Origin of the sequence: Sinorhizobium sp. BG8 (assembly GCF_016864555.1) — a bacterium.
Taxonomy (GTDB): domain Bacteria; phylum Pseudomonadota; class Alphaproteobacteria; order Rhizobiales; family Rhizobiaceae; genus BG8.
Genome location: NZ_CP044011.1, coordinates 2,146,119 through 2,158,504 on the forward strand (window position 1 = coordinate 2,146,119; position 12,386 = coordinate 2,158,504).

General features: G+C 63.5%; 10 protein-coding genes and 1 pseudogene. 10 read left to right on the forward strand and 1 reads right to left on the reverse strand.

Features of this window, described 5'->3' with window-relative positions; all coding sequences use genetic code 11:
- Positions 1–4: 4 nt before the first annotated feature.
- From cysS to rarD, 7 genes and pseudogenes are all read left to right on the forward strand, one after another.
- Positions 5–1,432 carry a cysteine--tRNA ligase gene (gene cysS, locus F3Y30_RS10040; protein ID WP_203426304.1) on the forward strand — a complete coding sequence of 476 codons (1,428 nt, stop codon included), beginning with the start codon at positions 5–7 and terminating at the stop codon, positions 1,430–1,432.
- A gap of 157 nt (positions 1,433–1,589) precedes the next feature.
- A complete protein-coding gene (locus F3Y30_RS10045; protein ID WP_246752930.1) occupies positions 1,590–2,075 on the forward strand; it encodes a GFA family protein in 486 nt (161 codons plus the stop codon).
- Positions 2,072–2,566, forward strand: a complete 495-nt coding sequence (locus tag F3Y30_RS10050) for a GFA family protein (protein WP_203426305.1) — start codon at positions 2,072–2,074, stop codon at positions 2,564–2,566. The genes F3Y30_RS10045 and F3Y30_RS10050 overlap by 4 nt, the downstream gene beginning before the upstream one ends.
- A 2-nt stretch (positions 2,567–2,568) precedes the next feature.
- Positions 2,569–3,044: pseudogene (locus F3Y30_RS10055) on the forward strand (GFA family protein).
- On the forward strand, positions 3,041–4,000 hold the full coding sequence (gene pip, locus F3Y30_RS10060; RefSeq protein ID WP_203426307.1) for a prolyl aminopeptidase: 960 nt from the start codon (positions 3,041–3,043) through the stop codon (positions 3,998–4,000). Before F3Y30_RS10055 ends, pip begins: the two are co-directional and overlap by 4 nt.
- A gap of 49 nt (positions 4,001–4,049) precedes the next feature.
- Positions 4,050–5,666 carry a citramalate synthase gene (gene cimA, locus F3Y30_RS10065; protein WP_203426308.1) on the forward strand — a complete coding sequence of 539 codons (1,617 nt, stop codon included), beginning with the start codon at positions 4,050–4,052 and terminating at the stop codon, positions 5,664–5,666.
- 154 nt (positions 5,667–5,820) lie between these two features.
- The gene (gene rarD / locus F3Y30_RS10070; RefSeq protein ID WP_203426309.1) at positions 5,821–6,762 is read left to right on the forward strand and encodes an EamA family transporter RarD; all 942 of its coding nucleotides are present in this window, start codon (positions 5,821–5,823) and stop codon (positions 6,760–6,762) included.
- 55 nt (positions 6,763–6,817) lie between these two features.
- Here rarD and F3Y30_RS10075 read toward each other — a convergent pair whose 3' ends face one another.
- Entirely contained in the window at positions 6,818–7,438 is a 621-nt protein-coding gene (locus F3Y30_RS10075; RefSeq protein ID WP_203426310.1) for a TIGR00730 family Rossman fold protein, read from the reverse strand.
- 161 nt (positions 7,439–7,599) lie between these two features.
- Between F3Y30_RS10075 and F3Y30_RS10080 the strand changes: the two genes are divergently transcribed.
- From F3Y30_RS10080 to F3Y30_RS10090, 3 genes are all read left to right on the forward strand, one after another.
- Complete coding sequence (locus tag F3Y30_RS10080; RefSeq protein WP_203426312.1) at positions 7,600–9,501, forward strand: LysM peptidoglycan-binding domain-containing protein; 1,902 nt, start codon at positions 7,600–7,602, stop codon at positions 9,499–9,501.
- A 185-nt stretch (positions 9,502–9,686) separates the two neighbouring features.
- A complete protein-coding gene (locus tag F3Y30_RS10085) occupies positions 9,687–11,531 on the forward strand; it encodes an ABC transporter ATP-binding protein/permease (protein ID WP_246752968.1) in 1,845 nt (614 codons plus the stop codon).
- Positions 11,532–11,657: 126 nt separating this feature from the next.
- Positions 11,658–12,356, forward strand: coding sequence for a phosphatidylserine decarboxylase (locus F3Y30_RS10090; protein WP_203426315.1), 699 nt, complete (start codon positions 11,658–11,660; stop codon positions 12,354–12,356).
- The last annotated feature ends 30 nt before the right edge of the window (positions 12,357–12,386 follow it).

The following is a 12,386-nucleotide window of genomic DNA, read 5'->3' on the forward strand; positions in this document are numbered from 1 at the left end:
ACTTATGGCCGAAAAACCGGTCCTGACGCTCTACAACACGCTGACCCGGACCAAGGAGCGGTTTGCTCCGATCGAGCCCGGCAATGTCCGCATGTATGTCTGCGGCCCGACGGTCTATGATTTCGCCCATATCGGCAATGCCCGCCCGGTTATCGTCTTCGACGTGCTCTATCGGTTGCTGCGCCATGTCTATGGCACATCGCACGTCACCTATGCCCGCAACATCACTGACGTGGACGACAAGATCAACGCGCGGGCGCTTCGCGATTTCGGCGCGGAGATCGCCTCGGGGGCAATGACCCTCAACGAGACGATCCGGCGGGTGACGGAAAAGACGGCCAACCAGTTCCACGCCGACGTGTCGGCGCTGGGTTGCCTGCCGCCGACATACGAACCGCGCGCGACGGAGTTCGTGGAACCGCGTGCGGACGGCAAATCGGACATGATCAGCATGATTCTGCGTCTGATCGAACGCGGCCATGCCTATGAAACCAATGGGGAAGTGCTGTTCGACACCGGCTCGATGGCCGATTACGGCCAGCTCTCCAAGCGCAATCTCGACGAACAGCAGGCCGGCGCCCGCGTCGCCGTCGATGCCCACAAGAAGAACCCCGGCGACTTCGTCCTCTGGAAGCTCTCCTCGCCTGAGGAGCCCGGCTGGGAGAGCCCGTGGGGAAGAGGACGCCCCGGCTGGCACATCGAATGCTCGGCCATGTCCGCCGCCTATCTCGGCGAAGTCTTCGATATCCACGGTGGCGGCCTGGACCTGATCTTCCCCCATCACGAGAACGAGATCGCCCAGTCGCGCTGCGCCCATGGCACCAAGGTCATGGCCAATGTCTGGATGCACAACGGCTTCGTGCAGGTCGAAGGCCGCAAGATGTCGAAGTCGGAAGGCAACTTCGTGACCATCTACGACCTGCTTCACACCGAAAGCTTCGGCGGACGCAAATGGCCGGGCGAGGTGCTGAGGCTGGCCATGCTGATGACGCACTACCGGGAGCCGATCGACTTTTCGGTCAAGCGGCTGGAGGAGGCCGAACGGCTCCTAGCCAAATGGCCGGCGGGAGAACCATCCGGTGAAATCGACGCGTCGGTTCTGGAGGCTCTCGGCGACGACCTCAACACGGTTGCGGCCGTCCAGGCCCTTCACGCCCTGGCTGGCAAGGCCGCAAGTGATCCCGTTGCCGCCGGTCGCTTTGCCGCGAGCGCCGAGGTGCTCGGCATCAAGCCCAGAAAAGCGCAGATTTCCGAGGCCTTGGAGGCTGGCCTTGATTCGATCATTCAATTGCGCCTGGAAATGCTGAAGGCCAAGAACTTCGCCGAGGCCGACCGGATTCGCGAGGACCTTCTTGCCAAGGGCATCCAGCTGAAGGACGGCAAGGATCCCGAGACGGGCGAGCGCGTCACGACCTGGGAGGTCAAGCGGTGAGATTTTCACCCTTCCTCTGTGCCATGCGTCACGGCGAACGGGACCATCGTTTGCGCGGGGCCGGAGGGAGCGTCCTGCACGTGCGCGACGGCGACGCCATGCGCGATCGGGATGACGCCTGTCCACGCGGGATAGAGAGCCACACCGGAGGTGCCTCGTGACCCAGCCCAGCTACAGCGGCGGCTGTCAGTGCGGCGCGGTTCGCTTCCGCGTCGTGGGTGCACTCACCGATTCTGCCTCCATCTGCTACTGCCGCATGTGCCAGAAGGCTTTCGGTGCCTACTACGCACCGCTGGTGTCGACACGCGGGGCCGAACTCGAATGGACGCGCGGCAAGCCGAAGACGTTCCGCTCGTCGAACCATGCCTTCCGTGGCTTCTGCGGCGAATGTGGTACGCCGCTGACCTACGAGGCGGCGGATGGAGTCGCGCTCGCTGCCGGTGCCTTCGACGATCCCTCGCAGCTGGTCCCGGTCGCCGCCTTCGGGATCGAGGCCAAGGTCGACTTTGTGGACGGTCTCCGGAAGCTTCCCGGCTACAGGACGGAGGAGGATGCGCAGGAGGCTCCCTTCGTCCTCGATGTCGTGTCCTACCAGCATCCCGACCACGATACTGCGGAGTGGCCGCCAGGGGAGGGTGAATGAGCATCGCACGGATTTATACCGGTGGCTGCCAGTGCGGGGCGGTGCGCTACAGGGCCGAGGGCACGCTCGGCGACCCGCATCTGTGCCACTGCCGAATGTGCCAGAAGGCTGCCGGAAACTACTTCATGCCGCTCGCCAACGCCTCGCGGGCGACGCTCACGATCACGCGCGGGGAACCGGCGTGGTTCTCCTCGTCGGCAGTGGCGCGCCGCGGCTTCTGTCGGGATTGCGGCACTCCGCTCTTCTACGACATGCCCGGCGAGACCTTCATCAATCTCGTCCTCGGATCTCTCGACGATCCGGAGGATGTGCGCCCGCTCGCGCAGTCCAGCGTCGAGTCGCGCATGCCGTGGTTCACCCATCTTGCCGAACTGCCAGAATCGGAAACCGATATCGCCAGCGACGAGGGGGCAGAGCGCCACATGGCAATCCTCGAATCGAACCGCCAGCATCCAGACTACGACACCGACCATTGGCCACTGGAGGACTGATCATGACCGAATCCCTTCGCAGCGGCGGCTGCCAGTGCGGTGCCGTTCGTTTTCGCATCCGCGGGCAGCTTGGGCGTCCGTCGATCTGCCATTGCCGCATGTGCCAGAAGGCATTCGGCGGTTTCTTCGGGCCGCTCGTCACCGCGCCGAAGGATGGCGTGGAGTGGACGCGCGGTGCCCCGAGCTACTTCCAGTCGTCGGTCAACATCGAGCGTGGCTTCTGCTCGGCCTGCGGCACGCCGCTCACCTATCGCCACCCGGGGGTCTCGAAGTGTCGATCGGTTCGTTCGACGATCGGTCCGACCTCGCGCCGCAGATCCAGGTCAACTATGGATCGCGCCTGCCATGGGTCGAAACGATCTTCGCCCAGCCGGTGCACGAGGATGCGGACTACTACGCACGCCAGGAAGGCATCATATCCTTCCAGCATCCGGACCATGATACTGACAGCTGGCTTCCCCAGGGAGAAAAACTATGACTGATGCTTTGCGTGGCCTCTATCCCGAGATCGAGCCCTATGCTTCGGGCCATCTCGATGTGGGCGATGGCCATGTGGTCTACTGGGAAAGGGTCGGGACGCCGGGTGCCAAGCCTGCTGTGTTCCTCCACGGCGGACCGGGCGGGACGATCTCGCCCAAGCACCGCCGCCTTTTCGATCCGGCCCTCTACGACGTCACGCTGTTCGATCAGCGCGGCTGCGGAAAGTCGACCCCGCACGCGGAGCTCAATGCGAACACCACCTGGCATCTCGTCGCCGACATCGAACGTCTGCGCGCGATGGCCGGTGTCGACAAATGGCTGGTGTTCGGCGGCTCCTGGGGCTCGACGCTGGCACTCGCCTATGCGGAAAAGTATCCGGAACACGTCTCGGAACTCGTGGTTCGCGGCATCTACACCCTCACCAAGGCCGAACTCGACTGGTATTATCAGTTCGGCGTCTCGCAGATGTACCCCGAAAAGTGGGAGCGGTTCTTGGCACCGATCCCGCCGGAAGAGCGCCACGAGATGATGCTCGCCTATCACCGGCGCCTGACCAGCGACGACAAGGCGACCCGGATCGCTGCCGCAAAGGCGTGGAGCATCTGGGAAGGCGAAACGATCACGCTGCTTCCGGAACCGGAGACCAGCACGCCCTTCGAGAACGACGAATACGCGCATGCCTTCGCACGCATCGAGAACCACTTCTTCGTCAACGCCGGTTGGTTGGAAGAGGGGCAGCTCCTGCGCGATGCCCACAAGCTGAAGGGTATTCCGGGCGTTATCGTCCACGGCCGCTATGACATGCCGTGCCCGGCGCACTATGCCTGGACGCTGCACAAGGCCTGGTCCGAGGCGGAGTTCTACCTCATCGAGGGGGCGGGCCACGCATATTCGGAGCCCGGCATACTCGACCGGCTGATCTACGCAACCGACAAGTTTGCCGGCAAGGCTTGATGACGGCGCAAGAAGCCGCAGATATCTGTTCCTCGGGAGGGAGCACGCAGTGACCAGAGAACGCATCTATCTCTTCGACACGACGCTTCGCGACGGGCAGCAGACGCCCGGAATCGATTTCTCCGTCGAGGACAAGATCGCCATCGCGTCGATGCTGGACGAGTTCGGCCTGGATTACGTCGAGGGCGGCTACCCGGGCGCGAACCCGACCGATACCGCCTTCTTCTCCAGGAAGCGGACCCAGTCCGCGCGGTTTGTGGCCTTTGGCATGACCAAGCGCGCCGGCGTGTCGGCGTCGAACGACCCGGGTCTCGCCGCGCTTATTGATGCGCAGAGCGACGCGGTCTGTCTGGTCGCCAAGAGCTGGGACTATCACGTGCAAGTCGCGCTCGGCTGCACGAACGATGAGAACCTGGAATCGATCCGAAGCTCGGTCGAAGCGGTCGTGGCCGCCGGCAAGGAAGCGATGGTCGATTGCGAGCATTTCTTCGATGGGTACAAGGCCAATCCTGCCTATGCGCTCGCCTGCGTGAAGGCCGCCTATGACGCCGGCGCCCGGTGGGTCGTGCTGTGCGACACCAACGGCGGAACCCAGCCGCCGGAGATCCGGGACATCGTTGCGGCCGTCATTGCCGCCGGCGTGCCCGGAGGCTGTCTCGGCATCCATGCCCATAACGATACCGGGCAGGCCGTTGCCAATTCGCTCGCGGCCGTGGAGGCCGGCGTGCGCCAGATTCAGGGCACGCTGAACGGCATCGGCGAGCGCTGCGGCAATGCCAATCTGATCACACTCATCCCGACGCTCGCCCTCAAGGAGAGCTACGCCGAGCGGTTCGATATGGCGATCGATGCGGGTCGTCTGACGGGGCTGACGAGGCTGTCGCACCAGTTCGACGAACTGCTCAACCGTTCTCCCGACCATCAGATGCCCTATGTCGGTGCCTCAGCCTTCGCCACGAAGGCCGGTATCCATGCCTCCGCCTTGCTCAAGGATCCCCGTACCTACGAGCATGTCGCTCCTGAAACGGTCGGCAACCTGCGCAAGGTGATGGTGTCGGACCAAGGCGGCAAGGCGAATTTCATCAACGCTCTGAAGCTTCGCGGGATCACCGTGTCGAAGGACGATCCGAAGCTCGAGCGGCTGATCGAGATCGTCAAGGAGCGCGAGGCGACCGGCTACGCATACGAAGGCGCCGATGCGAGTTTTGCCTTGCTGGCAAACCGCATTCTCGGAACCGTGCCCGATTTCTTCCATGTCGAGAGCTTCCGCGTCATGGTCGAGCGTCGGTTCGATGCGAACGGCAACCTGAAGACCGTCTCGGAGGCGGTGGTCAAGGTGATTGTCGACGGCGAGACGATGATGTCCGTCGCCGAAGGCCACGGCCCGGTCAATGCCCTCGACCTTGCCCTGCGCAAGGATCTCGGCAAGTACCAGGCGGAAATCGCCGACCTCGAACTCGTGGACTACAAGGTGCGAATCCTGAACGGCGGCACCGAGGCAATCACCCGCGTGCTGATCGAATCGACGGACCACAGCGGCGCGCGCTGGTGGACGGTCGGCGTGTCCGACAATATCATCGACGCATCGTTCCAGGCGCTCATGGACAGTATCGTCTACAAGCTCCTGAAGAACCGGGGAAACTCGGCGCGCGCGGCGGCGGAGTAAGCGCTCGGCGCCCTTGCCTGCGCGACATCGGGCAGGGGACGCCCCCGACCTATCTTCAGCGGGACTTGATCAGCCTTCACGGGAATGAATTGGTCCATTCGCAACGATTGGAGTAGGAGGGTCGAAAAGCTTAAAATCGACGGGAAGAAACACCATGGCCGATGCGAAGACTGCACCTGTGGCAGACAGTGGCGATTCCGCGAAGGGTTTCGCCTTTGCGCTCGCCGCCTATGGCCTCTGGGGGTTCCTGCCGCTGTTCATGAAGGCGGTGGCGCATATTCCGGCGGCCGAAGTGGTGGCACACCGTATCGTCTGGTCCCTCCCGATCGCGGGCCTCGTGCTCGTCGTGCTTGGCAGGACCGCAGATGTAAAACAGGCGCTGCGCACACCGCGGATGCTCGGCATGGCGGCCCTGACTGCGATCCTTATCACCATTAACTGGGGCATTTACGTCTGGGCGATCGGCGCCGGGCGGGCAATCGAGACCGCACTCGGATACTACATCAATCCGCTGTTTTCGATCTTCCTGGGCGCCGTCCTGCTCAAGGAGAAACTCGACCACTACCAGATGGTGGCGATCGGGCTCGCCGCACTTGCCGTGGTCATTCTCGCGTTCGGGGCAGGTGGGCTTCCCTGGGTATCGCTCGCGCTCTGCATCAGCTGGGGGTTCTATGCCTTCTTCCGCAAGACCCTGCCGGTCGGTCCCAATCAGGGCTTCTTCCTGGAAGTCATGCTGCTCGCCCTTCCCGCGCTCGGCTACATCATCTGGCTGGAGGCGACAGGGCAGGGGCATTTCGGCGATACCGGAACCGCGGACGTGCTCTGGCTGTTGTCCTGCGGCCTGGTGACGGCCGTACCGCTCATTCTCTATGCGAACGGCGCCAAGCTTCTCCGGCTCTCGACCATCGGCATCATGCAGTATATCGCGCCGACGATGATCTTCCTCATCGCCGTCTTCGTCTTCGATGAACCGTTCGGAACGACGAAGCTGGTCGCCTTCGTCCTCATATGGACCGCCCTGATCGTCTACACGGCCTCGATGCTGCGCTCGGCGCGGGCGCGCAGGCTCGTTGCTCAGGCCAGTCCGGCCGAATGACGGGATAAAAGGGTGCCGCGTCCTCTTCAATGAAGACTGGCACCCTTGAGCGGCGTCAGAGCCGCGCGATGATTTCGGCTTCGCCCTCGCGGTCGACTTCGCCTGCCCAGTGTTCCAGCAGTGCCGGTACGATGTCCTCGGGCTCGTCGATGACCAGCGGCTGGACGAGGTGGGCCGTGTGGATGAACCCTTCGTCGCTCATGTGCCTGATCAGTTTCAGCATCGGATCCCAGAAGCCGCCTATGTTGGCGAAGACCATCGGCTTCCTGTGACGGCCGAGCTGTGCCCAGGTCATGATCTCCACGATCTCTTCCAGCGTGCCGATTCCGCCCGGCAGCGTCACGAAGGCGTCGGCCCGTTCGAACATCTTATGCTTGCGGTCGTGCATGTCCGCCGTGACGATCAACTCGCTGAGTTGACCGAGGGAATGACGGGTAGCCTCCATATCCATAAGAAATTGTGGTATAATCCCTGTAACACGGCCGCCATGGGAAAGTACGCCGCTGGCCACGGCGCCCATGATGCCCTTGGTCCCTCCGCCATAGACCAGTCGAAGGTGGTTCTCGGCGATGGACTTGCCGAGCACGCGGCCGGCATTGATGTAGGCAGATTGGCGTCCCGGCTGAGAGCCGCAGTAGACGCAGATGGATCGAATCGGCATTGTTTGTTCGCTCATGAGGGGGATTCAGCCATCCCGTTACGGGCTGCGTCAAGGAAAATGACTGAAAAGCTTGTCTCCGACCATGTAGAGGGCCGGCACCTGCTTGTGCAACACTTTGGAAATCGCTAGCAATTTCAAAAGGGGATCGCGGGAAACCGGGAAGAAAGAGTGTTTGAATGATGAAGTATAGAACAGCCTTGGTTGCTTTGCTCGTGCTGGTGGCGGCGACGCTGCTGATGGTCTTTCTGGTACTTCCGAACATGAACCGTGAAAAGGAAGCGCAAGCGCCGCAAGCGACGGAGGGAGGCAGCGCGTCGACCGCGACCTCCGAGACGAAGACAGCGGACGGCAAGCAGGCCCGTCCGTCTACGGAAGGTGAAAGCGAAGGGCAGGCCGCGGGGGCAGCCGGTCAGACTGCCGAATCACCTGCGGCTGGCGGCGAGGCTTCGTCCGATTCGGCGGCGGCAGGCGTGACGCCGGGCTTCGATGTCCTTCGCGTCGAGCCGGACGGATCGACCGTCATTGCAGGCCACGCGCAGCCCAACTCCACACTCAAAATTCTCAATGGCGAGACGGTTGTCGCCACCGCCGACGTGGGCCCGACGGGCGACTTCGCGGCGGTCTTCGACAAGCCGCTCGTTGCCGGAGATTACCAGCTGACGCTGAACAGCACCGGTCAGGATGGCGTGACGAAGAAGTCCGAGGAGGTCGCGACGATCTCCGTTCCGAAGGATGCCGGCGGCAAGCTCCTTGCCATGGTCTCTAAGCCCGGCGAGGCGAGCCGTCTGATCACCGTTACGCCCACCGCCGAGGGTGCAGACGATTCCGCCGCTCCTTCCGGCGTCGCAGCCGGGACGCAGCCGGCGGCAGCCGATGGCCAGGAACAGGCGGCGGTACAGACGGACACGGGTACGGGCACAGCCGTCGTGGCGGATTCCGCTGCGGCTCCGACAACCGACGTGCACGTTTCGGCCGTCGAGCTCGAGGGTGACAAGATCTTCGTTGCAGGAAATGCACGGCCGGGCGCGCTGGTCCGGATCTACGCCAACAATACGCTTGTCGGCCAGATGAAGGCCGATGACGCCGGCCGCTACGTCGTCGATGGCAACATGAAGCTGCCGGTCGGCCGCCACACGATCCGTGCGGACGTGATGAGCGCGGACGGAAGCAAGGTAGAGCTTCGCGCATCCGTGCCCTTCGACCGTCCCGAGGGCGAGCAGGTTGCCGTCGTTGCCCAGACCGGAACCACCGATGTGGCGGGGACCAGCCTTGGCCCCGTCGGCAGCGGCACGTTCGATAAGCTGCGTAACGAAGCGGATCAGGCTGTCGGGCTTTTGTCCGGCCTCTATGCCGAAGGTCGCCTTCCGACTGCCGAACAGCTCGCGGCGGCACGCTCGGCGACCGAAATCGCCCTCAAGTCGCTTGCTGAGTTCAAACCGGCGGCCGACGAGGGCACCATGGCCAACGGCATGGCCGCCAAGGCCGCCGCCGCTGCTGCCGATGCGCTCACCAAGCTGAAGGCGCTTCCCCAGGATGTGGGAGCGGTCGGAGCCGAGGTCGCGGCGATCGAGACTGCGGTCCGTACCGCGCTTGCGCCGACCATGCAGGCAAGCGATGTGCCGCAGACCGAAACGGCATCCGCTGCAACGACCCCTGCGGGCGCGGGCACAGGAACTTCCACGACGCTCGCGACAGAAACCCAGACGGCGGCTTCGCAGAACGCTGGAACCGGGTCTGATGCTGGCGCCACCACGGCCAAGCCCGCGGCGGAAACCGCCACGTCGGGCGGCGCTGCGGCGGCCGAGACGGCTGCCGTGACGACCGATGAGCCCAAGACGGTAGAACAGGCGCCGCTTACCGAGAGCAAGACCTCCGTCATCATCCGCCGCGGCGACACGCTCTGGCAGATTTCGCGTCGCGTCTACGGCAAGGGCGTGCGCTACACGACGATCTACATGGCGAACCAGGACCAGATCCACAATCCGGACCGGATCCTGCCTGGCCAGGTCTTCGGCGTGCCGGACAAGGCGCTCGACGATGCCGAGGAGCTGCATCGCAAGCGGATGCAGAAGAAATAGCTCAGCCTTTTGGCTGCCGTCCATTGTGGGGCGGCGCCGGAGGGCCTATTTGAAGGGCGCGGCGCCTCCAAAGGGGCGCCGCGCCTTTTCTATGATGCCTATTCGGCCGGTGCGCGATGCCGGCGCCGGAGAGTTCCTTGACTGCACCAACGAAGAAGATCGTTTCGGCGGATTCCGGCAGGACGATGCAGACAATCGTCAACCTGTGGCCCTACATGTGGCCGTCGGATCGTCCGGACCTGAAGCTGCGCGTCGTGTGGGCCACGGTCTTCCTGCTGATCGCCAAGGTCGTGCTGCTGCTCGTTCCCTACTGTTTCAAGTGGGCGACCGATGCGCTGAACGGCAGGATCGATGCACCCGATCTCCTTCCCGGCTTTCTCCTTGGCGCGGTGATGCTCGTCATCGCCTACAATCTGGCGCGCATCCTGCAGGCCGGGCTGAACCAGCTTCGCGACGCGCTCTTCGCAAGCGTCGGGCAGCATGCCGTGCGCCAGCTCGCCTACCGTACCTTCGTCCACCTGCACCGGCTTTCGCTTCGCTTCCATCTGGAGCGCCGCACGGGCGGCCTGTCCCGCGTGATCGAGCGCGGCACGAAGGGCATCGAGACGATCGTCCGCTTCACGATCCTCAACAGCGTCCCGACTGTCATCGAATTCCTGCTGACCGCTGCCATCTTCTGGTGGGGTTACGGCTTCTCCTATCTCGCCGTCACGGCAGTGACGGTGTGGCTCTACATCTGGTTCACGGTGCGGGCGAGCGATTGGCGCATCTCGATCCGCCGCTCCATGAACGACAGCGACACGGAGGCCAACACCAAGGCGATCGACTCGCTGCTCAACTTCGAAACCGTCAAGTATTTCGGCAACGAGGAGATGGAGGCCAGGCGCTTCGACCAGTCGATGGCGCGCTACGAGAAGGCGGCGACCGAAGTCTGGACCTCGCTCGGCTGGCTGAACTTCGGGCAGGCGCTGATCTTCGGAACGGGCACGGCGGTGATGATGGTCATGTCGGCGCTCGCCGTCCAGCGCGGCGAGCAGACGATCGGCGACTTCGTCTTCGTCAACGCCATGCTGATCCAGCTCGCCATCCCGCTCAATTTCATCGGCTTCGTCTACCGCGAGATCCGGCAGGGCCTGACCGATATCGAGCAGATGTTCGATCTCCTCGAGGTGAAGGAGGAGGTGGTCGACAAGCCCGATGCGAAGCCGCTGGCGGTCGATCGCGGCGCGATTTCCTTCAAGGACGTGCATTTTGCCTATGATCCCGCCCGGCCGATCCTGAAGGGCGTCACCTTCGACGTTCCCGCCGGCAAGACCGTCGCCGTCGTTGGACCTTCGGGCGCGGGCAAATCCACGCTCTCGCGGCTCCTCTACCGCTTCTACGACGTGCAGGAGGGATCGATCACCATTGACGGCCAGGACGTGCGAGATGTCACCCAGACGTCGCTGCGCCGGGTGATCGGCATGGTGCCGCAGGATACGGTCCTCTTCAACGATACGATCGCGTACAACATTCGCTACGGCCGCCCCTCTGCCAGCGACGAGGAAGTCCGCAAGGCGGCGGAAATCGCCCAGATCGGGCCCTTCATCGAGCACCTGCCGGGTGGCTACAAGGCAATGGTCGGCGAACGCGGACTGAAGCTGTCCGGTGGCGAGAAGCAGCGCGTGGCGATCGCGCGCACGATCCTCAAGAGCCCGCCGATCCTCATCCTCGACGAGGCGACGTCCGCGCTCGATACCCGCACGGAACAGGAAATCCAGGCCGCGCTCGACGTTGTCTCCGAGAATCGCACGACACTCGTGATTGCCCACCGACTGTCGACGGTCATTTCCGCGGACGAGATCATCGTGCTGAAGGATGGCGCGATCGCCGAACGCGGAACGCACGGAGAGTTGATGCAGCGCGACGATGGCCTCTACGCCGCGATGTGGAATCGTCAACGCGAGGCGATCCAGGCGGAAGAACAGCTCAAGAAGGTGCGGGAAGCCGACGACATGGGCATGGTCGTTCGCCACCCTGCGGCCAACTGAGGTGGGGCAGGGCTTTTTCGCTGCCAACAGGGCTGTTTGCCACGTCCGGCTCTTGCGGGCCGCGCATTGCCCCGGCGCCCGTTTCGGGGTAGTCCGTTCTGCAACAAAATCAGGAGATGTCCGATCATGAGTTTGATCGATAGTGTACGCAACACCATGGTTCCCGTTCACCGGGACGGCTGGAAGTTCGTTGCGATTTTCTTTGTCGTGTCGCTCATCCTCGGCCTTCTGTGGAAACCGCTGATGTGGATCGGTTTCATCCTCACGGCCTGGTGCGCCTATTTCTTCCGTGACCCAGAGCGGGTAACGCCGCAGGACGATGATCTGGTCATCAGCCCGGCCGATGGCCGGGTCTCGGCGATCGCCATGGTCACGCCGCCTTTCGAGCTCGAGCTCGGATCGGAGCCGATGCTGCGTATTTCGGTTTTCATGAACGTCTTCAACTGCCACGTGAACCGTGCGCCCATGCGCGGGCGCATCGCCCGCGTCGTCTATCGGGCGGGGAAATTCCTCAATGCCGAACTCGACAAGGCGAGCCACGAAAACGAGCGTAACGGCCTGGTCATCGAGACGGCGCACGGCCCGATCGGCGTCGTCCAGATCGCCGGCCTCGTTGCGCGGCGCATCCTTTGCTGGAGCCAGCCGAACACCGGTCTCGAAGTGGGCGAGCGCTTTGGCCTGATCCGCTTCGGTTCGCGCCTCGACGTTTTCCTTCCGGCGGGTGCTGCTCCGCGCGTCAGCGTCGGACAGACGGCGATCGCCGGCGAGACGGTTCTCGCGGAGTTCGGATCGACGAAGGGACCGACGATCAGCCGCCGCGGCTGATCGGCCGTCCTGCGCACTGAAGATTGCCGG